Annotated in this window: 26 protein-coding genes; 12 read left to right on the plus strand and 14 right to left on the minus strand. The window is 71.5% G+C overall.

Annotation, left to right across the window (positions count from 1 at the left end):
* Positions 1-20: 20 nt before the first annotated feature.
* The 5 genes from ltrA to ACQEVU_RS43355 form a co-directional block, all read right to left on the minus strand.
* Positions 21-1,283 (minus strand): group II intron reverse transcriptase/maturase, encoded by a 1,263-nt coding sequence (ltrA, locus tag ACQEVU_RS43335; RefSeq protein ID WP_433334336.1) that lies wholly within the window; start codon positions 1,281-1,283, stop codon positions 21-23.
* A 1,715-nt stretch (positions 1,284-2,998) separates the two neighbouring features.
* A complete protein-coding gene (locus ACQEVU_RS43340) occupies positions 2,999-3,769 on the minus strand; it encodes a maleylpyruvate isomerase family mycothiol-dependent enzyme (RefSeq protein ID WP_433334338.1) in 771 nt (256 codons plus the stop codon).
* Positions 3,770-3,852: 83 nt separating this feature from the next.
* Entirely contained in the window at positions 3,853-4,353 is a 501-nt protein-coding gene (locus ACQEVU_RS43345) for a DUF456 domain-containing protein (protein WP_433334340.1), read from the minus strand.
* 46 nt (positions 4,354-4,399) lie between these two features.
* Positions 4,400-5,404, minus strand: a complete 1,005-nt coding sequence (locus ACQEVU_RS43350) for an alpha/beta fold hydrolase (protein ID WP_433334342.1) — start codon at positions 5,402-5,404, stop codon at positions 4,400-4,402.
* Between the two features lie 55 nt (positions 5,405-5,459).
* Entirely contained in the window at positions 5,460-5,864 is a 405-nt protein-coding gene (locus ACQEVU_RS43355; protein WP_433334344.1) for a DUF7144 family membrane protein, read from the minus strand.
* A 134-nt stretch (positions 5,865-5,998) separates the two neighbouring features.
* On the opposite strand from ACQEVU_RS43355, the gene ACQEVU_RS43360 reads away from it, so the two are divergent.
* The 3 genes from ACQEVU_RS43360 to ACQEVU_RS43370 are packed head-to-tail and all read left to right on the plus strand — an operon-like array spanning position 5,999 to position 7,681.
* A complete protein-coding gene (locus ACQEVU_RS43360) occupies positions 5,999-6,355 on the plus strand; it encodes a DoxX family protein (RefSeq protein WP_433334346.1) in 357 nt (118 codons plus the stop codon).
* Positions 6,356-6,411: 56 nt separating this feature from the next.
* Positions 6,412-6,924, plus strand: coding sequence for a MarR family winged helix-turn-helix transcriptional regulator (locus tag ACQEVU_RS43365; protein WP_433334348.1), 513 nt, complete (start codon positions 6,412-6,414; stop codon positions 6,922-6,924).
* Between the two features lie 55 nt (positions 6,925-6,979).
* Complete coding sequence (locus tag ACQEVU_RS43370; RefSeq protein ID WP_433334350.1) at positions 6,980-7,681, plus strand: SDR family NAD(P)-dependent oxidoreductase; 702 nt, start codon at positions 6,980-6,982, stop codon at positions 7,679-7,681.
* A 16-nt stretch (positions 7,682-7,697) separates the two neighbouring features.
* Here ACQEVU_RS43370 and ACQEVU_RS43375 read toward each other — a convergent pair whose 3' ends face one another.
* Positions 7,698-8,504: an alpha/beta fold hydrolase gene (locus tag ACQEVU_RS43375; protein WP_433334352.1), complete on the minus strand. Its 807-nt coding sequence runs from the start codon at positions 8,502-8,504 to the stop codon at positions 7,698-7,700.
* Between the two features lie 97 nt (positions 8,505-8,601).
* Here ACQEVU_RS43375 and ACQEVU_RS43380 point away from each other — a divergent pair, with 97 nt between their 5' ends.
* The 3 genes from ACQEVU_RS43380 (at position 8,602) to ACQEVU_RS43390 (ending at position 11,539) form a co-directional block, all read left to right on the plus strand.
* Positions 8,602-10,107 (plus strand): aldehyde dehydrogenase family protein, encoded by a 1,506-nt coding sequence (locus ACQEVU_RS43380; protein WP_433334354.1) that lies wholly within the window; start codon positions 8,602-8,604, stop codon positions 10,105-10,107.
* A 34-nt stretch (positions 10,108-10,141) separates the two neighbouring features.
* On the plus strand, positions 10,142-11,335 hold the full coding sequence (locus ACQEVU_RS43385) for a hypothetical protein (RefSeq protein WP_433334356.1): 1,194 nt from the start codon (positions 10,142-10,144) through the stop codon (positions 11,333-11,335).
* A gap of 63 nt (positions 11,336-11,398) precedes the next feature.
* On the plus strand, positions 11,399-11,539 hold the full coding sequence (locus ACQEVU_RS43390) for a hypothetical protein (protein ID WP_433334358.1): 141 nt from the start codon (positions 11,399-11,401) through the stop codon (positions 11,537-11,539).
* Here the strand turns inward: ACQEVU_RS43390 and nucS are convergent.
* The gene (gene nucS / locus ACQEVU_RS43395; protein WP_433334360.1) at positions 11,536-12,195 is read right to left on the minus strand and encodes an endonuclease NucS; all 660 of its coding nucleotides are present in this window, start codon (positions 12,193-12,195) and stop codon (positions 11,536-11,538) included. The genes ACQEVU_RS43390 and nucS overlap by 4 nt on opposite strands.
* A 50-nt stretch (positions 12,196-12,245) precedes the next feature.
* Here nucS and ACQEVU_RS43400 point away from each other — a divergent pair, with 50 nt between their 5' ends.
* On the plus strand, positions 12,246-12,875 hold the full coding sequence (locus ACQEVU_RS43400) for a DUF4126 domain-containing protein (RefSeq protein WP_433334362.1): 630 nt from the start codon (positions 12,246-12,248) through the stop codon (positions 12,873-12,875).
* Here the strand turns inward: ACQEVU_RS43400 and ACQEVU_RS43405 are convergent.
* A complete protein-coding gene (locus tag ACQEVU_RS43405; protein WP_433334364.1) occupies positions 12,872-14,827 on the minus strand; it encodes a protein meaA in 1,956 nt (651 codons plus the stop codon). The two genes, ACQEVU_RS43400 and ACQEVU_RS43405, sit on opposite strands and share 4 nt — an antisense overlap.
* A gap of 67 nt (positions 14,828-14,894) precedes the next feature.
* On the opposite strand from ACQEVU_RS43405, the gene ACQEVU_RS43410 reads away from it, so the two are divergent.
* From ACQEVU_RS43410 to ACQEVU_RS43420, 3 genes are all read left to right on the plus strand, one after another.
* Entirely contained in the window at positions 14,895-15,737 is an 843-nt protein-coding gene (locus tag ACQEVU_RS43410) for an ABC transporter ATP-binding protein (protein WP_433334366.1), read from the plus strand.
* Entirely contained in the window at positions 15,734-16,519 is a 786-nt protein-coding gene (locus ACQEVU_RS43415) for an ABC transporter permease (RefSeq protein WP_433334368.1), read from the plus strand. Before ACQEVU_RS43410 ends, ACQEVU_RS43415 begins: the two co-directional genes overlap by 4 nt.
* 204 nt (positions 16,520-16,723) lie before the next feature.
* Positions 16,724-18,883 (plus strand): ATP-binding protein, encoded by a 2,160-nt coding sequence (locus ACQEVU_RS43420; protein ID WP_433334370.1) that lies wholly within the window; start codon positions 16,724-16,726, stop codon positions 18,881-18,883.
* Here the strand turns inward: ACQEVU_RS43420 and ACQEVU_RS43425 are convergent.
* A complete protein-coding gene (locus tag ACQEVU_RS43425) occupies positions 18,868-19,719 on the minus strand; it encodes a 3-hydroxyacyl-CoA dehydrogenase family protein (protein WP_433334372.1) in 852 nt (283 codons plus the stop codon). The two genes, ACQEVU_RS43420 and ACQEVU_RS43425, sit on opposite strands and share 16 nt — an antisense overlap.
* A 98-nt stretch (positions 19,720-19,817) precedes the next feature.
* On the opposite strand from ACQEVU_RS43425, the gene ACQEVU_RS43430 reads away from it, so the two are divergent.
* Positions 19,818-20,108 (plus strand): hypothetical protein, encoded by a 291-nt coding sequence (locus ACQEVU_RS43430; RefSeq protein ID WP_433334374.1) that lies wholly within the window; start codon positions 19,818-19,820, stop codon positions 20,106-20,108.
* Between the two features lie 842 nt (positions 20,109-20,950).
* Here ACQEVU_RS43430 and ACQEVU_RS43435 read toward each other — a convergent pair.
* From ACQEVU_RS43435 to murA, 3 genes are all read right to left on the minus strand, one after another.
* A complete protein-coding gene (locus ACQEVU_RS43435) occupies positions 20,951-21,865 on the minus strand; it encodes an IS3 family transposase (RefSeq protein ID WP_433334204.1) in 915 nt (304 codons plus the stop codon).
* Positions 21,862-22,173 (minus strand): transposase, encoded by a 312-nt coding sequence (locus ACQEVU_RS43440; RefSeq protein WP_433322591.1) that lies wholly within the window; start codon positions 22,171-22,173, stop codon positions 21,862-21,864. The genes ACQEVU_RS43435 and ACQEVU_RS43440 overlap by 4 nt, the downstream gene beginning before the upstream one ends.
* 471 nt (positions 22,174-22,644) lie before the next feature.
* Positions 22,645-23,928, minus strand: coding sequence for a UDP-N-acetylglucosamine 1-carboxyvinyltransferase (gene murA, locus ACQEVU_RS43445; protein WP_433334376.1), 1,284 nt, complete (start codon positions 23,926-23,928; stop codon positions 22,645-22,647).
* 28 nt (positions 23,929-23,956) lie between these two features.
* Here murA and ACQEVU_RS43450 point away from each other — a divergent pair, with 28 nt between their 5' ends.
* Positions 23,957-24,541 carry a cob(I)yrinic acid a,c-diamide adenosyltransferase gene (locus ACQEVU_RS43450; RefSeq protein ID WP_433334378.1) on the plus strand — a complete coding sequence of 195 codons (585 nt, stop codon included), beginning with the start codon at positions 23,957-23,959 and terminating at the stop codon, positions 24,539-24,541.
* On the opposite strand, the gene ACQEVU_RS43455 is transcribed toward ACQEVU_RS43450, so the two are convergent.
* Entirely contained in the window at positions 24,526-24,981 is a 456-nt protein-coding gene (locus tag ACQEVU_RS43455) for a DUF2550 domain-containing protein (RefSeq protein ID WP_433334380.1), read from the minus strand. The two genes, ACQEVU_RS43450 and ACQEVU_RS43455, sit on opposite strands and share 16 nt — an antisense overlap.
* A 16-nt stretch (positions 24,982-24,997) precedes the next feature.
* On the minus strand, positions 24,998-25,282 hold the full coding sequence (locus ACQEVU_RS43460; protein WP_433334382.1) for a F0F1 ATP synthase subunit epsilon: 285 nt from the start codon (positions 25,280-25,282) through the stop codon (positions 24,998-25,000).
* Positions 25,283-25,308: the final 26 nt, after the last annotated feature.

Here is a 25,308-nt window from a genome sequence, read left to right on the forward strand (position 1 = left end):
TACGGCTCTTGTTGCCCTGGTCACCAGACCGCGGGAACGGTGTTCACCCAAGCCCAGTGGGCGAAGAACCGGGGCCTTGTGGTGACGGCTCGGGTCCAGGCTTCCTGTGCTCTCTTTCGTTCGCGCAGCCGTTTGTGCTTCTTGCGGAGCCAGCGCATCACGTAGGCGTTGATACGCGTCAGGAGGGGATACAGCGCTGAACGGTAGAAGGCGCCGTAGTACTGCATCCAGCCTCGCACCTTGGGGTTGACCCATGCTGCGAGGTCCGTTTCGGAGATCTGGGTGTGCCGATGCAGCCGCCAGGACCGCACCTGACGACTGATCCTCTTCAAGGCGTCGCTGCTGATCGCCGGGTTGAACCCGGTGAACCGCTTGCCGGTCTTGGGCCGTACTTCCCGACCTCGGAACGTGTACCCGAGGAACGTGAACGCGGTGTGCTCGTAGGAGCCGCGCCGGTTGCTGTCCTTGCAGTACACGATCCTGGTCTTGTCCGGATGCAGTTCCAAGCCGACCTCACGCATCCGTTCCTGCAGCGCCGCCAGCACATGCCGTGCCTGAGCCTGGCTGACGCAGTGCACTACCGCGTCGTCCACATAGCGTTCGAAGGTGACGCCGGGGAACTGCCGGGCCATCCAGATGTCGAACGCATAGTGCAGGACCATATTCGCCAGCACAGGTGAGACCGCGGACCCCTGTGGAGTTCCCCGGTCTCTGGCTTGCAACGACCCGTCGGGTAGTGCCAGCGGTGCATGCAACCACCGTTTGACATACAGCACCACCCACGGCAGGTCGGTGTTCGCCTCGACAGCCTTGACAACCAGGTCCCACGGCACGCTGTCGAAGAACTTGCGGATGTCCAGATCGATCACCCAGTCCGTCTTCCAGCACCGTGTCCGGCAGGTAGCCACGGCGTCGAGTGCGGAGCGCCCTGGCCGATAGCCATAGGAATCCGGGTGGAAGACCCGTTCGACCTTCCGCTCCAACTCCATAGCCACAACCGTCTGCGCGACGCGATCCGACACGGCCGGCACGCCAAGGATTCTCGTGCCGCCCCCATGCGCCTTTTCGATCTCCACCGCACGCACCGGTGGTGGGAAGTACGACCCCGAGGACATCCGATTCCAGATCTTGTACAGGTTGTTCTTCAGATCCGCCTCGAACTGCTCGATCGTCTGTCCGTCCACACCGGGCGCGCCCTTGTTCGCCTTGACCTTCTCCCACGCCTCCCAGACTGCCCGCTTCGAAATCTGAAACGGCTTGTCTGCTGCTTTCAGCTCGCCCACGCGACTCCTTCCGGAGAACATCCGGTTGATCGGACAGACCAGCCACGGACAACCCGGCCCCTTCGCTCCAGCCCCATTACAGGGCCCTCACCACTACTACGGGCCGGTCCGCCAGCGCACCCGGCATCGGTACTCGATCCCTTACGGTGTCGCCGCTTGGGACACTCCCTCTCCCCTGCCCGCACGAGCACGGCGTATCCGGGCACGCCTTCTCCTGTTCCACACGGAAGCCGCAGACCAGGCTCACGTCGTCTCCATGCCGGACACCGCCTGGCCAGAAAGCGGCACACCCGCCAGGCTCATCCCGGGATCAGCTGCACACCCCGGTTTCGATGTCGTCTGTAATTGTTTCGACACGTCAGCAACGATTCACTTACGTTCGTCTTCCTGATCCCTACCTGACACCTCTCGGGCGCCTTTTCCTCATCGCTCACCACGACGGTCTTCAGCCAACGCAGCATGAGGTGGTTTGAAGCCTCCCGCCGCCGGGCGACTCCGAAGGGCCAACAACCTTCATCTTCCGTGCAGCACCGCTTCCAAAGCTCGACCTACCGAACCTCCTCCACGTTCAGGACACACGCAGCTGCAGTTGTTCACCGGCACTGAATTGGCTGCCATGCGCGACCGGAAGAGGTCGCGTCGTTATTCTCCCTTGGGTGAAACGGTTCCGTCGGGAACATGCGCGGCAGCGAGCCTGGGGCTTGGCCCGCCGACATGCCGAACAGCTGCGCCACGCCCACGCACGCGCCCGGTTGGCGGCCGCGTCAGACGATCAGCCGGACGGTTCGCTTCACGAGCCGGCGCCGCCGGAGATGGCACCTGAGCAGGCCGAACGCCTCGTGGCCGACACCGGCCCGGACGACCTCGAGTCCGTGCCGCAGCAGGCGCAGGATGCCGCTCGACCGAACGATGCCGAAAACCGTCGATCGGCACCGCCACGAGCGCGCCGACCGGTCGATGCGACACCGCGGCGACCGGATGGCAGCGAGAATAGGCGTCCTTCGCCGCCGCAGGTTGGTTCGAAAATGCACTACGCGAGGCCACCGCATATTCCTCATGAATGGAGACGTGGCACTGGTCGGTCGATTGCTCTTACACGGCCGAGGCAACGTGCTCCGTCCATGGGTGCGCGGTCGCTGCGGGCCGTTGTGGCAAGACCGCGGATTCACTTGGACGAGGGGCTGACAAACAACGCTCGGCCGATGGTGGCGGGCGCCTCCGGCAGCCCGCTAACCGTATAAGCGTGGTCCGGGTCCGTCGTTGCCCACCGGACATTCCTCCGGGCCGCCTGCCGCCGCCGGGACCGCGCGGGTCATCAGTCGGTGGCCCAGACCGTAGGCGGTGGGGCCAAATCCGGCTCACGGTCCGCGGCTTTCTTACGGTCCCGAACCAGCTTCCATCGACGCGAGGCGCCAATAGCCCCAGCGGCCCGCAACGAGCCCTACGACCGGAACCAAATGCCCGGACACCGCCATCAAACCCCACGACGAGCCGCAACAGGACCCACGACCGCAACCACTACCCAAACACCGCCATCAAACCGCACGACGAGCCGCAACAGGACCCACGACCGCAACCACTACCCAAACACCGCCATCAAACCGCACGACGAGCCGCAACAGGACCCACGACCGCAACCACTACCCAAACACCGCCCAGCAGAGAGAGCACACTTCCCCCCGGCCCCCCACCCCCCGGAGAAAAGAACCAACCGCTCACGTCCAGCGAATCGTCGCCCGCTCCCGCCACACCCCCAAGACGGACACGTCGCCGTCCACGTCCAGGTCTGAAGTGGTGCGGCGGTTCCACAGTGCCAAATACAGGTCGCTGGCGGCCCCGCGCAGCGTGCAGTCCGTCGCCGTTGAAGCGCCGCGGGACAGCGACGCGCCCTTCGCGGACATCGTGACCGTCCACGAGTGCGGGCCCTCGGCGCGGGCGCCGTCGGTGACGTGGACGGCCAGCGTGCATGGGCGGTCGCAGCGAAGGCGGCCGCCGCGGGTGCCGTAGAAGCCCATCAGCAGCTCGTCGATGCCGTCGATGCCGAGGTCGGCGTCGACGCCGGCGATGTCGCCGATTGCGCCCTGCAGGTCGGCGCGGTGGATGGTGGTCTCGTGGGCCTGGCGGCGGGCCCAGAAGCCGAGCGGGGAGTCGGCGGGGAGGAAGTGCCAGCAGGGCGTGGACGGGGGCGCGGTGCGCAGCAGGTCGACCAGGGACGTGTGGCCGGTCTGGAACCAGTCGATGAGGTCCTCGTCGGGCGGCATCGGGCCGACCGCGATCTCCTCCTCCTCGTCGGACAGGACCGTGGTGCGGGCGTCGCGGACGTAGGCGGCCGCCCAGCGGTGGACGTAGCCGACGTGGTGGACCAGCTCGCGGACCGTCCACTCCGGGCATGTCGGAACCTGGGCGTCGAAACCGGCCTTCTCGGCGGCGTCGACGAAATCGAGGCCGGCTCGCTCAAGGGCGTCGATGTGGCGACCCATCTCCATGTCGTCACTGTGCCAGAGGGGTACGACATTTTCGGTCGGGTGAAGGACGGATGGGAGAAAGGAGAGGGTCGCGAAAGCCGGCGCTACGCCAGCCAGACGCCGGCGAGCCAGATCGCGGTCATGAGCAGGGCGGTGGCCAGCTCGATGAGCGTGGACAGGCCCGCGGCCTTCAGGGCGTGCTTCGTGGACTGCCAGGCCTGCGCGCCGTCGCGGCGGCGGGCCAGCTCGACCAGGAAGATACCGAGGACGAAGCCCAGGACGAGGCCGATGACCGGTACGACGAAGAAGCCCACGATGCCGCACAGGCCGCCGAGCAGCAGGGTGAAGTTGGAGACGCCGGCGCGCTTGAGGTTGCGGCCGGGGACCAGGTACTTGGCGCCGAAGCCCAGGGCCAGCACCACCGTGGCCGCCGCGGCCACCGCCCAGCCGGTCGCGCCGTGGCCGCCGAACACCGCCCAGACCAGGATGCCGGCCCAGCACAGCAGCAGGCCGGGGAGCATGGGGATGAGCACGCCGAAGACGCCGGCCACGACGGCGACGGCGGAGATGAGCGAGACCAGGCCGCTGCTGTCGGTCGGATCCACACCGACCACTGTGCCGCAGACCCGGTCCCGCCGCACTTCCGGGGAATCAGTCGCCGACGATCTCGCGCAGGACGGCCGCGAACTGCTCGGGGCGCTCGATGTGCGGGCTGTGGCCCACGCCCTCGTAGACGACTTCGCGGAAGGAGCCGCCCTGCTCGGCGTACCGCTGCAGCACCGCTCTGGTCTGTCCGACCATCGGCTGGGGCGGGCAGTCCTCGTCGCCCGGCCAGCCCGGGACCAGGCCGAGCTTGCCCAGCTGGGCCAGGTCGAAGAAGGAGCTGTCGGAGACGATCGCGTCCTGGTCGCCGCGGATCCAGGTGATCGGCGGCTTGACCGGGACGTCGACGATGCCGGTCAGGTTGAGGTAGCGCGGCGACAGCGTGTTGAGCACGCCCCGCTCGCCGGGGGCCATGCCGGGCCAGTTCTCACTGGGGGTACCGCCGCCGGGGTATTGGTCTTCCGCGACGGCCGTCGAGAGCATCGTGTCGAGGAGCAGTTCCTCGTCCGCGCCGAAGTCGAAGCCGGGGGCGGCGTAGAACGCGCGCATGACGTTGCGCGGGCTGGCCTGGTCGTCCGTGCCGCGGTCCTTGGCGGCGAGCAGGCGCACGAAGTCGGGGTTCGCCGAGCCGCCGCCGGTCCCGGCGTAGTCGGGCGTGGTCGGCGTGCCGTCCAGGTCGCGGGTGCCGCCGAAGCCGTACGGCGAGACCGGCGCCTCCAGCACCAGCGCGCCGATGGCCTCGGGCTGGTCCAGCAGCAGCTGCATCGCGACGCCGCCGCCGAGCGAGTGGCCGACGACGGTGACCGGCCGGCCCGACTCCTCCGCCATCGCCCGCAGCAGCGGCGCCACGTCGTCGGCGAAGTCGCGCAGGCCGCGGGTGGCGTCCACGCCGAGGGCGGGGCTGTCGCCGTACCCGCGCAGGTCCGGCGCCGCGATCCGCCAGTGCGGCGGCAGGTGACGCACGAGGGGCTCCCAGAAGCCCGAGGACGAGCAGTTGCCATGGATGAGCAGTACGGGCGGGCCGGACTCGGTCCCGTGGGTGGTGACGTGCATCACCGCATGGTCGCATCGGTTGTGGGCCGGTCACATGTGGCCGGCCCACACACCTCTACCGCAGGACGGCCTCGTCGCGGCCATACCGCGTGAGTGCCCAGATGACCGCCACGTCGGCGGCGATGATGAGCATCGACCACAGTGGGTAGTACGGCAGGAACAGGAAGTTGGCCACCGCGCTCAGCGACGCCAGGATGATGCCGAGGACTCTCCCCCACAGCTGCCCGGCCAGCACGGCGCCGCCGCCGACCGCGACCAGCACCCCGAGGGCGAGGTGGATCCAGCCCCAGGTGCCCACGTTGAACCCGAAGATGTAGTTCTCGGCCAGCACGTAGAAGGTGCGCTCGAAGATCGCCGTCAGCCCGACGACGATCTGGAAGATGCCGATGACGAGCATCATGCTGCCGGCGAACACCGCGAAGCCGGTGACCCACGGGGACCGACGCTGCAACGTCTCCATGCGGCCACGGTGGGCGCGCCGGGGGTGGGCCCCCATCACCCGCCGGTCGGGACTTCGGCAGTACTTGACGCTTCAAGTTTCTCGTCGGTACCGTCATCCGTGGAACTTGAAGGTTAAAGTATTAGGAGGCCATCATGAACATCTTCCTGTGGGTACTGCAGGGCCTGCTCGGCGCCGCGTTCATCCTCGCCGGGATCATGAAGACGACGCAGCCCAAGGAGAAACTCGCGGGGACCATGACATGGGTGACCCGCCGCTCGGCCGGCACCGTGAAGTTCATCGGCGCGATGGAGATCCTCGGCGGCCTCGGGCTGATCCTGCCCTGGGCGACCGGGATCGCCACGATCCTGACCCCGCTGGCCGCCGTCGGGCTGGCGATCATCATGGTGCTGGCGATCGGTGACCACACGCGCAGCAAGGAGTACAACGTCATCGGCCTCAACGTGATCCTCGGCGCCATCGCCGTCGTCATTGCGATCGGGCGCTTCTGACGCGTATCGGACGCGTCGTTGGCCCCGGCCGACAAGATCAAGGCAACATGGATGGCATGACCGACGAGCCACGATGGCTGGACGACACCGAGTACCGCGCTTGGATGTCGCTGCTGGCCGTCGTGCTCGTGGGCTTCCCGGAGCTCGAGCGGACGTTCCGCCCGCACGGCCTCGTCCACGTCGAGTACGGGCTCCTCTCCGCGCTGAGCAACGCCGGCGAGGGGCTGCGCCTGTCCGACCTCGCCGGGCAGATGAACATGTCGCCGAGCCGGCTGAGCCACCGGATGCGCAAGCTCCTCGACCTCGGGTACGTCGAGATCGCCGGCGACGCCTGCGACGGCCGGGTCAGCATCGCCCGGATCACCGAGGCCGGCCGCGAGTTCGCCGCGGCGGTCGCACCGGCCCACGTCGCCGACGTGCGCCGGCTCATCTTCGACCACCTCGACGCGGCCCAGACCGAGGCCCTGGCCGACGCGCTCGGCGCGATCGCCGGCAAGCTCGGCGAATCGTGCCCTGGTCAGGCCGGGGCACCGAAGGGACCATCCGTGCCCGGCACACAGGCGATCTGAATGAGGTCCCGACAGGCCAATACCTATGCGGTTCGAACAGGAATAGAGTGACCGCATGCGTGCCGTCGTGATCACTGGAGTGTCCCGCGGTCTGGGCGCCGCCCTCTTCGATGTGTCCAACGCCCGCGGCGATCGCATCCTGGCGGTCGGCCGCCACTTCACCCCCGAGCAGCAGCAGCTGCGCGACGACCGGCCCGTCGACGTCACGTTGTTCTCCACCGACATCGCCGACGCGCACTGGCTGCCCGACTACGACACGCTGCGCGCGTTCCTGCGCGACGCCGACGAGGTCGTGCTCATCCACAACGCCGCCGTCGTCGACCCGATCGGCGCCGTCGGCCGGCTCACCACCGAGGCCATCACCAACGCGATCGCCGTCAACCTCACCGCACCGATCGTGCTGACCAACGCGTTCCTGCGCGCCGCGCCCGCGGACGCCAAGGTCCGCATCCTGTTCATCTCCTCGGGCGCGGCGCACCGCATCATCGACGGCTGGGCGCTGTACTGCACCACCAAGGCCGCCGGCGAGACCTTCTTCGACGTCGTCGCCTCGCAGGTGAAGGGCGACGAGCGGATCAGCATCGCCAACATCGACCCCGGCCAGATGGACACCCGCATGCAGGAGAACATCCGCCGGGCCGCGGCCTCGGGCGTCTTCTTCCCGGGTCAGCAGCGCTGGCTCGACGCGCACGACGAGGGGCGGCTGGCCGATCCCCTCGCCGTGGCCGAACGCATCATCAAGGAGCACGCCTCGTAGCCGAGGGCCTCCGGGATCAGCCGAGGACCTCGCGGAGGCGGGCGCCGAAGGGGGCGCCGTCGCCGAAGCCGCCGTGGCCGCCGGGGAACACCTCGGCGGTCGTCTCCAGGCGCGTGGCGAGCTCGAGGCCGGCCCGGTTGGGCGGCTCCCCCGTGCTCGCCGCGCCGACGGCCGGCACGATGCGCACCGTGCTCGATCGCAATCCGTCCAGATCGGGCACGAAGGCCCCGAAGCCCGGGATCTCGTACGCCACGAACGTCTCCAGGTTCCCCTGCATCCGGGCGGCGAACTCCGGCGACGGCGGCGCGCCCCTGCTGTCGGCGTTCCCGCCCATCGCCGCGCCGAACGTGCCCAGTGCGGCGCCGACGCCGGCGGTGCGGTACACCTCGGCCACCTGCGCCATCACCGAACGCCAGTGGTCGAAGTCGGGCAGCAGCTCGAACACGGGCGGCTCGTGCGCGACCACGGTGCGCACCATGCCCGGATACCGGGCGGCCAGCTCGAGCGCGATCTCGGCGCCGGAGCTGTTGCCGAACACGTCGGCCGGGTCGTCCTCGGTGACGCCGACCGCGCCCAGCAGCCGGTACGCGTCGTCGGCCTGCTCCTCGACGTTCACCTCGGCCGGCGGCCCGGCCAGCGGGCTGCGCGAGACGCCGCGCCGGTCGTAGGTGACCACGGTGTGGTCGGCGGCCATCTCGTCGGCCAGGGCCGCGAAGCCCTCGGCGTCGTAGATGCCGCCGCAGATCAGCAGCAGCACCGGGCCGGAGCCGCGCACCTCGTAGTACAGCGTGGCGCCGGGCACGGACAGCTTCTCGGTCTTCACGATGGGTTCCTCCTGTCGTCGATGTGCCCAACGGTCGCAGCGGCGCACGGTCATTCGACATCTACTCGTGAGTAATTTCCGGGTTTAGACTCGCGCCATGACCGCCACGCGAACTCCCGGCGTCCCCGCCATCGACGAGGGCTCGCTGATCTCGACCAACCCCGCCACGGGAGAGGAGGTCGGCCGCTTCCCGATCGCCTCCACCGATCATCTCACCGAGGCCGTGGCCCGGGGGCGGGACGCGGCCGCGTGGTGGGCCGGGCTCGGGTTTTCCGGGCGGCGGCGGCGCCTGCTGGCGTACCGCAGCGTGCTCACCAACCGCCTTGACGAACTCGCCGCGCTCATGCACCGCGAGGGCGGCAAGCCCCGGGCGGACGCCCTGGTGGAGGCGATCGCGGCGGTCGACCACATCGCGTGGGCCGCACAGCACGCGCGCAAGGTGCTGGGCCGGCGCCGGGTGGGCAGCTCGATCCTGCTCAAGGAGCACGCGTCGTACCTGGAGTACCTGCCGTTCGGCGTGATCGGCGTGATCGGGCCGTGGAACTACCCGATCCTCACCCCGATGGGCTCGATCGCCTACGCCCTGGCGGCGGGCAATGCGGTGGTGTTCAAGCCCAGCGAGTACACCCCGGCGGTCGGGCAGTGGTTCGTCGACCGCTTCGCCGAGATCGTCCCGGAGCACCCGGTCCTGCAGATCGTCCACGGCCTCGGCGACGTCGGCGCCGCACTGTGCCGCAGCGGGGTGGACAAGATCGCGTTCACCGGGTCGACGGCCACGGGCAAGAAGGTCATGGCCGCGGCGGCCGAGTCGCTCACGCCCGTGCTGCTGGAGTGCGGCGGCAAGGACGCGATGATCGTCGCCGCCGACGCCGACCTCGACGCCGCCGCCTCGGCCTGCGTGTGGGGCGGCCTCACCAACGCCGGCCAGACGTGCGTGGGCATCGAGCGCGTCTACGTGGCGGAGCCCGTGTACGACGAGTTCCTCAACCGCATCGTGGCGCGGGCGGCCAAGCTCAACGTCGGCCCGGCGGCCTCGGACGACATCGGGCCGATCACGATGCCCTCGCAGATCGACGTCATCCGGCGCCACATCGAGGACGCCCTCACCCGCGGCGGCCGCGCCGTCCTCGGCGGCGCGGAGGCCGTCCAGCCGCCCTTCGTGAACCCGACGATCCTCGTCGACGTGCCGGAGGACTCGGCCGCGGTGCAGGAGGAGACGTTCGGCCCCACGCTCACCGTCGCGCGCGTACGCGACGCCGCGGAGGCGGTCCGGCTCGCCAACAGCACGGGCTACGGCCTGGGCGGCGCCATCTTCTCCAAGTCGGGCGGCCTCGACCTGGCGCGGCAGGTCCGCTCCGGGATGACGTCGGTGAACTCGACGCTGACCTTCGCGGGGATGCCGGCGCTGCCGTTCGGCGGGGTGGGCAACTCCGGGTTCGGCCGGATTCACGGCGCCGACGGGCTGCGCGAGTTCGCCCGGCCCAAGTCGATCGTGAAGCGGCGGGGCCCCTCGGTGCTCGCGGCCACGACGTTCGACCGGACCGAGAAGACCATCCAGCAGATCCTGCGCGTGGTCCGGCTGGTACACGGCCGCAGCAGGTAGGGCCTTCCTCGGCCGTGTGGGATGATCCGGCACCATGCGGCTGAGCGGGGCGGCTGGGGAGGCCGTGCGGCTGGCGGCGCAGCGCGCGTGGGCGAGCGGGGCCGACCGGATCGACGGGGCGCTGCTGCTCGCCGGGCTCGCCGGGGCCGAAGGGGGCGCGCGCCACGCGCTCGGGGCGTTTGCCGAGGCGCTGCGGCCGCCGGTCCAGGGTGCGCACGGGGCGCAGAACGTTTCATTCGCCGAGGACGCGCGGGAGGCGATCGAGGCCGCGGCGCGGCGCGCGACGGCGAACGGGCGGCGGTACGTGACGAGCATCGACCTGCTCGACGGCGTCCTGGGGACCGCGAAAGGGGCCGGGGCGCTGCGGGCCGCCGGCGCCGACCCGGCCGGGCTCGCGAGCGGCGACCACGACGCGTGCTGCCCCGAGAGCGTGCCCAGCCATGCCGAGGCGGCGCTCGCGGAGGTGGTGCGCGGCGCGGGCAAGGTGCGGCGCCGGGCCTGGGTGGCCGGGCTCGCCGGGCGGGTGGCGCTCATGGCGGGGCTGTACGCGATCGTGCTCGCCATCGCCTGGGACACCGCCGGGCCCGAGATCATCCTGGCCGGCGGCGGCGGGGCGGTCGTCGTGGCGCTGGGGGTCGCGGCGGTGCGCGTACGCGGGGCGACCCGCAGGCTGGCCACGAACCCGGCGCCGGTGGTGCCGCTGCCGGCGGACGCCGGCCCGCTGCTCGAGCGGCTCGGCCTGCGCTCGCTCGAGGTGCGGGTCGGGGGCGGGTTCGCCACCGATCGCTGCTACCGGCGCGGGCGGCGGGCGTGGATCTTCGTATCCGAGCACACCGACCACGACGCGCAGCGGGTGCGGTTCGTGCTGTGGCACGAGGTCGCGCACCTCGCGCGGCGGGACAGCCGGGGGCGGATCGTCACCGGGCTGCTCGGGCTGGGGCTGCTCACCGGGGTCATGCTCAGCTTCGATCCGCGGGCGATGCTGGTCGCCGGGATCGGGGCGCCGGCCCTCGCGATCGCCTGGCGGTGGTGGGCCGAGGCCGCGTGCGACCGGTTCGCCGTGCGGCAGGTGGGTGGCGCCGCGCTGCGGGCGTGGGCGGCCGATCACCTGGCGGTCGTCGCCACGCTGCGGCGCCGGCGGCAGCTGCCGAAGCGGCTGGGGCGGCGCACCTGGCTGTCCCACCCGCCGATGCGGCTGCGGGCGGCGCTGCACCGGGTGTGGGGCTAGGCCCACCCGGGCGTGCGTCCAAGCGGATACCCGCGCGGCCCCGGTCTCAATAGCGTCACGGGCATGGGGACCGAGCCCGACGACGGCACGCCCGTGTCCCTCCGGGTGGAGGTGTCCGGGCGGCTGCACGGGGGCGGCGACCTGGTGGTCCGGCGGCCGAGGCGGAACCTCGACCAGTGGATGCGCCCGGGAGAGGCGACCTAGAACAGCGTCAGCTCGTCCTTCTGCACGCCGCGCAGGGCGTTGTAGTCCAGGACCACGCAGCGGATGCCGCGGTCCTCGGCCAGGACGCGGGCCTGGGGCTTGATCTCCTGAGCGGCGAAGATGCCGGACACGGGGGCCAGCAGCGGGTCGCGGCCGAGCAGTTCCAGGTACCGCGTGAGCTGCTCAACGCCGTCGATCTCGCCGCGGCGCTTGATCTCGACGGCGACCGTGGCGCCGGCGCCGTCGCGGCACAGGAGGTCGACCGGGCCGATCGCGGTCATGTACTCGCGGCGGACCAGCGTGAAGCCGGCGCCGAGGGTCTCCGGCGCCGCGGCCAGCAGCTCCTGCAGGTGAGCCTCGACCCCGTCCTTGACCAGGCCGGGGTCCACGCCCAGCTCGTGGCTGGTGTCGTGGAGGATCTCCTCGATCGTGATCCGCAGCTCCTCGCCCGACTTGTTGACCACGCGCCACTGGCCCTCCGCCTCCTCGAGGCGGCACGGGGGGCTCATCCAGTTCAGCGGCTTGTACGCCCGGTCGTCGGCGTGGATCGAGATCGAGCCGTCGGCCTTGATGAGCAGCAGGCGGGTCGCGGGCGGGAGGTGGGCCGTGAGCCGGCCGATGTAATCGACCGAGCACTTGGCGATGACGAGACGCACGGCCGACAGCCTAACCGGTGCGACTGGCGCCTCGATGTCATGCTTTAGGGGTGTTGGAGTCATTGACGGGTCTCGGCCTCGCCACATCGGCCGGCCTCAACGCATATATCCCGTTGCTGGCGATCGGCCTGCTCGCCCGATACACCGACCTCATCACCCTGCCCTCCAACTGGGCGTGGATGGAGAACGGCTGGACGCTGGCGATCGTCGCGGTGCTGCTGGCCATCGAGTTCGTCGCCGACAAGGTGCCGATGATCGACCACGTCAACGACGTCATCCAGACCTTCGTGCGCCCGACCGCGGGCGGGCTCGCGTTCGGCGCGGCGTCGAGCTCCGAGACGGTGACGGTGACCGATCCGGGCTCGTTCTTCAGCAGCCATCAATGGGTGCCCATAGTCGTCGGCGGGCTGATATCGCTCGGCGTGCACGGCATGAAGGCGGCGTCGCGGCCGGTCATCAACGCCACGACGGTCGGCTTCGGGGCGCCGGTGGCCAGCACGATCGAGGACGTGGTGAGCGCCACCCTGTCGGTGGTGGCGATCGTGCTGCCGGTCATCGTGCTGCTGTTCCTGCTGCTGATGTTCGTCGGCTTCGGCTGGCTGATGCGCCGCCGCAAGCGCCGCAAGGAGGAGAAGGCGGCCGCGAAGTGGGCGGCCGCACAGGGGTGGAGACCGAATTAGAGACGGTGGGCCTCACGGACGACGGTCACGAGCTCGTCGACCACGTCCGTGATGGCGAAGTCCTTCGGCGTGAAGACCCGCGCCACGCCGGACTCGCGCAGCGCGGCGGCATCGTCGGGAGGGATGATGCCGCCGACGACCACCGGCAGGTCGCCGAGGCCCTCGGCGCGCAGGCCCCGCAGGACCGACGCGACGGCCGCCAGGTGTGAGCCCGAGAGGACGGACAGCCCGACCAGGTCGACGTCCTCCTCGACCGCGGCCGCCACGATCTGCGCCGGCGTCAACCGGATGCCCTGGTAGACGACCTCGAAGCCGGCGTCGCGAGCCCGCACGGCGATCTGCTCCGCGCCGTTGGAGTGCCCGTCGAGGCCGGGCTTGCCCACGAGCATGCGCAGCCGGCCGGTGCCGAGGTCGTCGGCGGTCTGCCGGACCCGCGCGCGGACCCGCTCCAGATTTCCGGCGGACGCCGGGACCGCGCCGCCCAGGCCGGTCGGCGCGCGGTACTCGCCGAACACCTCCCGCAGCTGCCCGGCCCACTCCCCCGTGGTCACGCCGGCCCGGACGCACTCCAGCGTCGCCGCCATGAGGTTGCCGGTGCCCTCGGCCGCGGCCCGCAGCCCGGCCAGGGCCGCGGTCACGTCGCCGCGCCCGGCCCGCCAGCGGCGCACCGAGTCGGCGGCGGCCTGCTCCACGGCGGGGTCGATCTGCTCGATGGCGCCGGCGCTGTTGAGCGGCGACGGCTCGGTCTCGGTGAACGTGTTGACGCCCACGACGACGTCGTCGCCGCGCTCCATGCGGGCGCGGCGCTCGGCGAGGGAGCCGACCAGGGCGCTCTTGAGGTACCCGGACTCGACCGCGGCGACCACCCCGCCCATCTCGAGGACCCGCTCGAGCTCGGCGGTGGCGCCGTCCACGATGCCGGCCACGAGCGCGTCCATGACCTTCGAGCCCTCGAACAGGTCCGGGTACTCCAGCAGGTCCGACTCGAACGCCAGCACCTGCTGCATGCGCAGCGACCACTGCTGGTCCCACGGCCGGGGCAGGCCGAGCGCCTCGTTCCAGGCCGGCAGCTGCACGGCCCGGGCCCGCGCGTCGCGCGAGAGCGTCACGCCGAGCATCTCCAGCACGATGCGCTGGACGTTGTTCTCCGGCTGCGCCTCGGTGAGCCCGAGCGAGTTGACCTGGACGCCGTAGCGGAAGCGCGCGGAGACGCCGTAGCGCTCCAGCGTCAGCCGGTCCCAGAGCACCGTGAACGCGCGCATCTTCGCCGTCTCCTCGACGAAGCGCACCGAGGCGTTGACGAAGAACGAGATCCGCGCGACAACGTCGCCGAAGCGCTCGGGCGCGACCTGGCCGCAGTCGCGCACCGCGTCGAGCACCGCGATCGCGGTGGCCAGCGCGAACGCGACCTCCTGCACCGGGGTGGCGCCGGCCTCCTGCAGGTGGTACGAGCAAATGTTGACCGGGTTCCACTTCGGGCAGTTGGCGACCGTCCACGCGATGGTGTCGGCGGTCAGGCGAAGTGACGGGCCGGGCGGGAAGATGTGGGTGCCCCGGGACAGGTACTCCTTGACGATGTCGTTCTGCGTGGTGCCGGCCAGCCGCTCGATCGGCACGCCCTGCTCGGCGGCGCACGTGACGTACAACCCCAGGAGCCACATCGCCGTGGCGTTGATGGTCATCGAGGTGTTGGCCCGGGCGAGGTCGATGCCGTCGAACAGGGTCCGCATGTCCCCGAGGTGGGCGACCGGCACCCCGACGCGCCCGACCTCGCCGCGAGCCAGCTCGGCGTCCGGGTCATAGCCGGTCTGCGTCGGCAGGTCGAAGGCGACCGACAGGCCGGTCTGGCCCTTGGCCAGGTTGCGACGGAAGAGTGCGTTGGACGCGGCGGCCGATGAGTGGCCGGCGTAGGTGCGCATGACCCACGGGCGGTCGCGCTCGGGGAGCCTCATACGAGCACCTTACTGAACGGTAACTAGGGTGCCGCGGTGAAAGTTGTCACCGCCTATAGTGGTCGCCGTGACGGATGCGATCACCGTGCGCGGGCTACACAAGGCTTACGGCAAGCATGTCGCCGTCGACGGCGTCGACCTCGACGTCCGGGCCGGCGAGGTGTTTGCGCTCCTCGGCCCCAACGGCGCCGGGAAGACCACGACGGTGGAGATCCTCGAGGGCTTCCGCAAGCGCACGTCCGGCGACGTCAAGGTGCTCGGCGCCGACCCGCAGCAGGCCGACGCGGCCTGGCGCGCCCGGGTCGGCGTGGTGCTGCAGAGCACCGGCGAGTTCGACGACCTGACCGCGCGCGAGGTCGTGCACCACTTCGCCACCTACTACCCGGGCGCCGCCGACCCCGACGAGATCGTCGCGCGGGTGGGCCTGGCCGAGAAGCAGAACGACCGCACCCGGACGCTGTCGGGCGGCCAGAAGCGCCGCCTCGACGTGGCGCTGGGCATCATCGGCCGGCCGGAGCTGCTCTTCCTGGACGAGCCGACCACGGGCTTCGACCCGGAGGCCCGGCGCGAGTTCTGGGGCCTCATCCGCGACCTCGCCCACGCCGGCACCACGATCCTGCTGACCACGCACTACCTGGACGAGGCGGAGGCGCTCGCCGACCGCGTCGGCGTCCTCGCCGGCGGCCGGCTCATCGCGCTCGACACACCCGAGGCCCTGGGCGGCCGCGGCCAGGGCGGCGCCACGGTGAGCTGGACCGGCCCCGACGGCCCGGCGGCGGAGCGCACCGAGGCCCCGACCGCGCTCGTCGCCCGCCTCGCCCAGCAGTTCGGCGGCGAGGTGCCGGGCCTCACCGTCACCCGACCCAGCCTCGAGGATGTGTACCTGCGGATGATCGGCGCCGGCGAATGAACACGCTGCGGCTCGGCCTCCTGCGCGGCGGCCTGGAGATCAAGCAGTTCCTGCGCAGCCGCGAGTCGGTGGTGTTCACCCTCGCGTTCCCGCTGATCCTGCTTACCGTGTTCGGCGCGGTCTTCGGCGGCGAGATCGCCACGGGCGTGACGTTCACGCAGTACTTCGCGGCCGGCATGATCGCCGCCGGCCTGCTGTCGACCGGCTTCCAGAGCCTGGCGATCCAGATCCCGATGGAGCGCGAGAAGGGCATCCTCAAGCGGCTGCGCGGCACGCCGATGCCCCGCGCGGCGTACTTCATCGGCAAGGTCGTCATGGTCCTGGCCATCGGCCTGGTCGAGACGGTCCTGCTGGTCACCGTGGCCGCGCTGTTCTTCGGCGTGAAGCTGCCCTCGACCGGCGAGAAGTGGCTGACGTTCGCCTGGGTGGCGCTGCTGGGCATCAGCGCGTGCACGCTGTGCGGGATCGCGTTCTCGTCGCTGGCCCGCTCCGGCCGCAGCGGCCCCGCGGTCGTCACCCCGGTCGCGATCGTGCTGCAGTTCATCTCGGGCGTGTTCTTCCAGTACTCCGACCTCCCGAGCTGGATGCAGGGCATCGCCTCGGTCTTCCCGCTGAAGTGGATGACCCAGGGCATGCGCTCGGTGTTCCTGCCGGACAGCTTCGCCGCCCAGGAGCCGTCGCACGCCTGGCAGCACGGGACGATCGCGCTGGTGCTCGGCGGCTGGATCGTGGCGGGTCTGGTGCTGTGCCTGCTCACGTTCCGGTGGACCGAAAGAGACTAAGAGCCATTCCATGGCTCGGGTCCGTGCACACCGGGATTTCGTGTGAGCGAAGCGAGCATGGGGGGTCCGGGGTGGGAACCCCCCGGCGCGCCCGAGCGAAGCGAGCGCCAGTTGCGTTTGCCAGTCCGTTCTTCCCACGAGGAATCCCGACGTCCGTAGTGGCAAGACCCTCAACGGCCGCGTCCTCCTGCCGAACAGAGTTGGGTGACGGGTCGGCTCCACAAGGCGGTCCGGCAGGTCGGCGTGGCCGGCGCGCTGGCGATCGCGCTCGTGCTCGCCCTCGGGCTGGGCGCGTCGTGGCAGGCCGCCAGCGCCATCCACGACGGCCAGCGTGAGCGTGCCACGGCCGTCCTCGACCGCGCCGCCGGCCTGTCCGAGGCCTCCGTGCGGGCCGAGATCCACCGGTACCTCGACACCCTGCGCACCATCGCCGCCGCCGTCGGCACGCACACCGACCTCACCTACGACGACTTCCAGGCCACCACCGCGCCCCTGAGCGACGCCGGGCTGGTCGGGGCCACCTCGCTGGTCTTCCTGGTCGCGGCGGACGATGCGCAGACGCCGGCGGTCCAGCAGTACTGGCGCGAGCGGGGCCTGGCCGGCCTGCAGCTGAAGCCCGACGGCGCCGGGCGCGAACACCTGTACACCATCTTCAGCCGGCCCCTCGACAACACCCCGGGGCTCCCGGCCGGTACCGACCTCGCCCAGGCCGCCGAGCCGACCGCGGCGCTGTACGAGTCGCGCCGCTCCGGCAACCCGGCCGTCTCCGACACGTACGTGCTGCTGCGCGACCGCACCATGCCGCCGGAGTCCCAGCAGCTCTCCTTCGTGCTCGCCACACCCTCCTACGGCGCCCCGGACGCCGGCGGGCACCGGGAGTTCAAGGGCTGGGTCGTGCTCGGCCTGCGCGGGCAGGACTTCGTCGGCGGCGTGCTCAGCCGGGCCACGCAGGGCCAGGCCGACGCCGAGCTGTGGGCGCAGAACGGCGGGGGCCAGGAGAGCCGGGTCGCCGCGCTGGCGCAGGGCGGCCGGCCGGACATGTCGCGCACCGTGCGCGTGCCGATCGCCAACCGGCAGTGGCGCCTGGTCGTGGCCGCCGACTCGGCGCGCCTCGGCGGCTCCGCGCCCGAGCTGCCGTTCGTCGTCGGGCTCGGCGGCACCATGCTGACGCTGCTGGTGTGCGCGATGCTGTGGGCGCTCGCGGGCGCCCGCGGCCGGGCCGAGGCGCGGGTCGTGGCCGCCACCGCCGGGCTGCGCGCGGCCGAGCGCACCGCCTACCACCAGGTGACGCTGCTCAACGGCATCCTGGAGCGGATCAGCGACGGCGTCGGGGTGGTCGACGAGCAGGGCGCGTTCCTGGTGCACAACCCGGCGGCCCGGGAGATGCTGGGCGCCCTGGACGTCAACGGCGCCGAGCACTGGCAGCAGCACTACGGCATCTTCCGGCCTGACGGCGTCACCGCGTTCCCGACCGAGGAGCTGCCGCTGGTGCGCGCCCTGGCCGGCGAGTCGACCGACCGCGTCGAGATGGTCATCCGCAACCCGGAGCGACCCGAGGGGGTCTTCCTGTCGGTGAGCGGCCGCCCCCTGGACGCCGGCGGCCGGCGCGGGGCGATCGCGGTGTTCCACGACATCACCGAGGCCCGCGCGCGCGAGGCCGACCTGACCGCGTTCGCCGGGATCGTCGCCCACGACCTCAAGAACCCGCTGACCGTCATCGGCGCCCACGCCGAGATGGCCCGCGACGCCCTGCCGGATCGCCCTGAACATGCCGCGGAGAGCCTCGACCGGGTCGGCGCCGGCGTCGTGCGGATGCAGCGGCTGATCGACGACCTGCTGGCGTACGTGACCGCGCGCGACGCCGCGCTGAAGACCACCGAGGTCGACCTGGCCGGCCTCGTCGACGACGTCGTCGCCGAGCGGGTCAACCACCTGCGGGTGCCGCCCGACGTGTACGTCGGCACGCTCCCCCGCGTCCTGGCCGACCCGGCGATGCTGCGCCACGTGCTCGACAACCTCGTCGGCAACGCGCTGAAGTACGTGCAGCCCGGCCGCGTGCCGAAGATCGACATCAGCGCCCAGCCGGCCGGCCCCGGCTGGGTCCGCGTCGAGGTCGCCGACCGCGGGATCGGCATCCCCGACGCGGACAAGCCGCACGTGTTCGAGTCGTTCCACCGCGCGCACACCGGCCAGTCGTACGGCGGCACCGGCCTCGGCCTGGCCATCTGCCGCCGCATCGTGGACCGCCACGGCGGTACGATCTCGGTGTCCGACAACCCCGGCGGCGGCAGCCGGTTCGCGTTCACTGTCCCCGCCGCGCTGCCGGTCGTGGCCGCGGCGGTGGAGGTTCACGAGTACGTGTAGAAGCCCTTGCCGCTCTTGCGCCCGAGATCCCCGGCGATGACCATGCGGGCCAGCAGCTCCGGCGGGAAGAACTTCGGGTCGTCGGTGTCGGTGTGGATGTTCTTGGCCGCGTGGTACAGCACGTCGACCCCGGTCAGGTCCGTCGTCGCCAGCGGCCCCATCGCGTGCCCGAACCCGAGCTTGCACGCCAGGTCGAGGTCCTCGGCGCTGACCACACCGCTCTCCACGAGCTTGACGGCCTCGACGACCAGCGCCGCGATCAGCCGCGTGGTGACGAACCCGGCGACGTCGCGGTTGACCACGATGCAGGTCTTGCCGATCTCCTCGGCGAACGCCCGCGCGGTGGCGAGCGCGGCGTCGCTCGTCTTGTAGCCGCGCACGAGCTCGCAGAGCTTCATCACGGGTACCGGCGAGAAGAAGTGCGTCCCGACCACCTGCTCCGGCCGCTCGGTCGCCGTCGCGATCTGGGTCACCGGGATCGCCGAGGTGTTCGTCGCGAGTACCGCATCCGCCTTGCAGATCTTGTCCAGCGCCCGGAAGACTTCGTGCTTGACGTCGAGCCGCTCGAACACCGCCTCGACCACGATGTCCGCCTCCGCCGCCGCGTCGAGCTCGGTGGTCGGCGTGATCCGCGCGAGCGCCGCGTCGACGTCCTCCGCCGCGATGACGCCCTTGCTCGCGAACTTCTCCAGGCTCCCCCGGATGCCGGTGAGCCCGCGCTGCACGGCTTCGTCGTTCAGGTCCCGCAGCGTCACCTCCCACCCGGCCTGCGCCGCGACCTGGGCAATCCCAGATCCCATGAGCCCCGCCCCGATGACCGCCAGCCGACCCGCCATGCTCGTCCCGTTCCCTTCCACGCCGTCGTGAATTGCTGTTGACCTTATCCGCCACCGAAAGGTGATCAACTGGTGGCAGACTGTGAAATGTGCCCCTCATGTACCTTGCGGGTTGGGCCGCGTCGGCCGGCGCCCTGGCCGCGCTGCTGCTCATCATCCGCCTGCTGAAATACGGCAGCCCCCTGACGCCGGCCCCACCACCCGCAACGGACTACGGCTTGCTGCGCACGGTGTCGATGGTGGGCGACCTGGCCTTCGCCCGCGAGGTACGCAATCGCCTCCGCACCGCCGGCGTCCGCGCCACCCTGGCCACCGGCCCGGACGGCATGGTGCGCATCCTGGTCTTCGCCGACGAGCTGGACCGCGCTCGCCGCCTGATCAGCTCGTAGTTGTCGGCAGCACGCACTCTCGGTTAGCGGCGGCTCGGCTTTTGCGACAAGTCGGGCGCTCCGCGCCACGACTTGTCGGATTTTTCGCCCGACGACTCTTAAATCGGCTTAGAGTGTGTAATTCGGCCAGCAGCCCGCCGCGCCGCACCTCCGCCTCGCACCCGCGCGCCGCACAGCGAGCCGAGGGTCTGGCGCAGCTCGCGCAGCGCCTCGACGCTCGTCGCCCGTGCCCCCGCGCGCCGCGCCCCGCGCCATGCGTCGTGCCGCACCGCGCCGCCGCCTCGCCCCGCGCACCACGCCCCGCGTCCTGCCTCGCGCCGCGCCCGCGCCCGCGCGCCGCACCCCCGCTCGCGCGCCGCACCACGCCCCCGCGCCGCGCCCGCACGCCGCACCACGCCCCGCGCCGCGTCCTGCCTCGCGCCGCACCACGCCCCCGCGCCGCGCCCGCACGCCGCACCACGCCCCGCGCCGCGCGCCACGCCGCCGCCGCGCCCGCGCCACGCGCCACGTCGCGCCCGCGCCACGCCCGCGCCACGCCTCGCGCCCGCGCGCCACGCCTCGCGCCCGCGCGCCGCGCCGCCGCCGCGCCCGCGCCACGCGCCACGTCGCGCCCGCGCCACGCCCGCGCGCCACGCCCCGCGCCCGCGCCACGTCGCGCCCGCGCCACGCCCGCGCCACGCCTCGCGCCCGCGCGCCACGCCTCGCGCCCGCGCGCCGCGCCGCCGCCGCGCCCGCGCCACGCGCCACGTCGCGCCCGCGCCACGCCCGCGCGCCACGCCCCGCGCCCGCGCCACGTCGCGCCCGCGCCACGCTGAGCTTCCCCCGCTTTGATGGAGCGGTGGTTACCTGCCTCCGGTTGGTGCAGGGGTGAGGTTGTCTGGCTCCGCTTGGCGGTGCCAGGCGGTCTCGTATTCGTCGGGGCTGTGGTAGTCGAGGTCGCGTTGGATGCGGCGGGTGTTGTACCAGCCGTCGATGTAGGCGAAGATCGCGTTCTCGGCCTCGTCCCGGGTGCGCCATGAGGTGCGGTAGACGAGTTCGATCTTCAGGGTGGACCAGAAGTTCTCCATCAGCGCGTTGTCGTAGCTGTCGCCGACCGAGCCCATCGACGGCAGGATCCCGTTGTCGGACAGGCGTTGCGTAAACCGGAACGACGTGTAGTTCGACCCGCGGTCGGAGTGGTGAATCAGCTGACCGTCGCGCACATCGCGGGACCAGATGCCGTACTCGAGGGCGCCGAGGATCAGATCGGTGTCGCAGCGGTCGCCGGCCTTCCATCCGACGATCCGGTTGGAGAACGCGTCACGGACCGCGGCCAGCCAGAACACGCCCTCGCCGCAGCGGATGCGGGTGGCGTCAGCGACCCACAACCGGTTCGGGCCGGTCGCGGTGAACTGGCGGTTGACCAGATCGGGCGCTGGCGTCGCCCGCGGGTCCTGACGGGTGGAACCACCGCGCCAGCCGCGGCGCAGGAACGCCCCCTGCCAGCCCTGGTCCGCCATCAGCCGTTCCACACGTTTGCGGCCGACGCGGATGCCGTCGCGGCGCAGCTGCCGGTGGACCCGGTCCGCGCCGTAGGTGCAGCCCGAGGCAGTCCAGATCTCGTAGATGTTGGACAGCAGCCCGCGGTCGACCAGATCTCGGTCACACGGCTGGACGGCCTGACGCAGCCAGGCGTAGTAGGTGGAAGAACTAATCTGCAGGACCCGTAACAGGAGCGCGACCGCGAAGCGGTCCGAATGTTCGTCGATGAACGTCATGACCGTCGCCGGGTCGGGTCGAGCTCCGAGGCGAAATACGCGCTCGCCGCCTTCAGGATCTCGTTCGCCCGCCGCAGCTCAAGGTTCTCCCGCGCCAACCTGCGGTTCTCTTCCACCAGATCGCTGGTGGGCTGGTCGGTGCGCTCACCGGCCTCGGCCTCGGCCCGGCGGATCCAGTGCCGCAGCGCCTCGTGATGCACGTTGAGCTGCGCTGCCAGCCGCCGGATCACCGGCTTCGGATCCGACTCCCGATACAGGCGCACAGCACGCTGCCGCAGCTCGTCGGGATATTTCTTCGGTGGTGCCACGGATCTTCCTCCCCACGGCCATCAGACCATGATCAAGAAGCTCCATGAAAGCGGGGGTGGCTCACGCCTCGCGCCCGCGCGCCACGCCGCCGCCGCGCCCGCGCCACGCGCCACGTCGCGCCCGCGCCACGCCCGCGCGCCACGCCCGCGCGCCACGCCCCGCGCCCGCGCGCCACGCCGCCGCCGCGCCCGCGCCACGTCGCGTCCGCGCTACGCTCCGCGCCCGCGCGCCACGCTCCGCGCGCCGCACCATGGCCCGCGCCGCACCACGGCCCGCGCCGCACCGTGGCCCGCCTCGCACCCGCGCACGGCAGCGTGCCCGGTGCCGCGTCACGCGCCGCCTCCATGACAAACGGGCGTAACGGAAATTTCTCCCGCCGGGGCATAAGTTCGAAAAGTCGTGGCGCGGAGCGCCCGACTTTTCGTTCGACCGGCAGAGCGCCGAGGCGGGGGCACGCGCGCCCCCCGACCTCAGAAGTCGAACTGGTCCGGCGGGGCCGCGGCGCGCGAGACCTCCACGCCCAGCGCGCGCAGGTCCGACTCGAAGCTTGGGTAGCCGCGGTCGATGTGGTGCACGTGGCGGATCTCCGTGATGCCGTCCGCGCACAGGCCCGCGATCGCCAGGCCGGCGCCCGCGCGGATGTCCGTGGCGGTCACCGGGGCGCCCGACAGGCGGTCCTTGCCGCGGACCACGGCGTGGTGGCCGTCGGTGCGGATGTCCGCGCCCAGGCGGGACATCTCGTTGATGAACATGAAGCGGCCGTCGAAGATGTTCTCGGTCACCAGCGAGGAGCCCTCGCTCACCGACGCCAGGCCGACCGCCATGGGCAGCAGGTCCGTGGCGAAGCCGGGGAACGGCAGCGTCACCACGTCGACGGCCTTCGGGCGGGCCGGCATGACCACGCGGAACGAGTCGGGGGTCGTGGTGACCTCGCCGCCCGCGGTGACCACCTTGTCGAGGGCGATCTCCAGGAACGCCGGGTCGATGCCGTGGACCGTGACGTCGCCGCGGGTCATCGCGGCGGCGAAGGCCCACGTGCCGGCCACGATGCGGTCGCCGACCGTGCGGTGCTTGACGGGGCGCAGCTCCGGGACGCCCTGGATCACGAGGCGGGACGAGCCCGCGCCCTGGATGTCGGCGCCCATGTCCGTGAGCATGCGGCAGATGTCGACGATCTCCGGCTCGCGGGCGGCGTTGTCGATCTCGGTACGGCCGTTGGCCAGGACCGCGGCCATCAGCAGGTTCTCGGTGGCGCCGACCGACGGGAAGTCGAGCCAGATCGTGGCGCCGTGCAGCTTCGGGGCCGTGGCGATGACGAAGCCGTGCTCGCCCGAGATGTCGGCGCCCATCCGGCGCAGGCCCTCGACGTGCATGTCGAGGCCGCGGGAGCCGATCGCGTCGCCGCCGGGGTGGGCGACGCGGACGTGGCCGCGGCGGGCCAGCAGCGGGCCGAGCACGCAGATGGAGGCGCGCAGGCGGCGCACCAGGTCGTAGTCGGCCTCGGTGCCGAGCTCGTCCGGCACGTCGATGATGACGCGGTCGTCGTCCTGCTCGACGTCGCAGCCGAGCCGGCGCAGCACCTCGGCCATGATGGCGATGTCGGTGATGCGCGGCACGTTCGTCAGCGTGGTGCGACCGGTGGCCAGCAGGGCTGCCGCCATCAGTTTCAGCGCCGAGTTCTTGGCGCCGACCACGGATACGTCACCGGCGAGCCGGGCCCCGCCCATAACACGGATCACGTCCACGTCCGCCATCGTAGGGGGATTCCGTACCGTGAAAACCATGGCCATTCACCTCACGCGGATCTACACGAAGACCGGCGATACCGGCACGACGGGATTGGGCGACTTTTCGCGGGTGTCCAAGACGGACCCGCGCATCATTGCGTACGCCGACGTCGACGAGACCAACGCCGCGATCGGCGTGGCGCTGGCGCTGGGGGCGCTGGACGAGCGGGTCGCGGCGGTCCTGCGGGTGGTCCAGAACGACCTGTTCGACGTGGGCGCGGACCTGTGCAACCCGATCGTCGAGGAGCCGGCCCACCCGCCGCTGCGGGTGACGGCGGCGCAGGTGGAGCGGCTGGAGCACTGGTGTGACGAGTTCAACGAGACGCTGCCCAAGCTGGACTCCTTCATCCTGCCCGGCGGTACCCCAGGCGCGGCCCTGCTACACGTGGCCCGCACGGTGAGCCGGCGGGCGGAGCGCAGCGGCTGGGCGCTGTGGGAGGTCGACGAGCGGCGGACGAACGAGTTGGCGCTGCAGTACCTCAACCGCCTGTCCGACCTGCTGTTCATCCTCTGCCGCACGGCCAACCCGGACGGCGACGTGAAATGGGTCCCCGGCGGCGGGGATCAGCCCGCACGGTAGCGGTAGGGGCGCGTCTCCGGGGTGGACTCACCCGGGGGCGCCGCCTCGACCCAGGACAGGAAGCCGGTCAGCGCCCGCTCGGCCATCGCGATCTCGACGGGCGCCTGCCGGCTGATACAGCGCACGATCACCCAGTCGGGCGGCAGGACGAGCAGCTCCGCCGCGTCGGGCGTGCGGCGGCGATCGACAGCGAGCCCGCGGCGCGACAACACGCGGCGCGGGCCCGGCCAGAAGCTGAAGATTCGATACCATCGCAGCTCGTCGCCCGAGAAGCGGGCGAGGCCGGCGGACCAGCCGCGGCCGGGGACGATGGTGCTCAGGCGCACGCCCAGCTCGATCGTGCCACCCTGGCGGGCGATCACCAGGCGGCGCAGGAACAGCACCGCGAGGGCGGCGAGCAGGATGAGGACCGCGATGCCGATGTACTCGACGATCCTCACCTTCGCCGCCCTGCCGTCAGTGCGCTGCGGAGGAGGATGCGGGGGCGCAGCTCTCGGCGAGGACGGTCACCCCGGTGCCGGTGACGGAGATGAACCCGCCGGCCACGTCGTAGGCGATCTCGGAGCCGCCGCTCTGCTTGATGCGGACCTGGCCCTCCTCGGCGAGCTGGCCGAGGAGCGGCGTGTGGCCGTAAAGCACGCCAAGCTCACCCTCGGTCGTGCGCGCCACGACCATGTCCGCGTCGCCGGACCAGACTTTCTCCTCGACGGCTACGAGCTCGACGTGCAGCTGCCTCGCCACGCTAGTTACTCCTCGTGTGCGCGATT

This window comes from Dactylosporangium sp. CA-139066 (genome assembly GCF_050936175.1).
Classification (GTDB): Bacteria; Actinomycetota; Actinomycetes; order Mycobacteriales; family Micromonosporaceae; genus Dactylosporangium.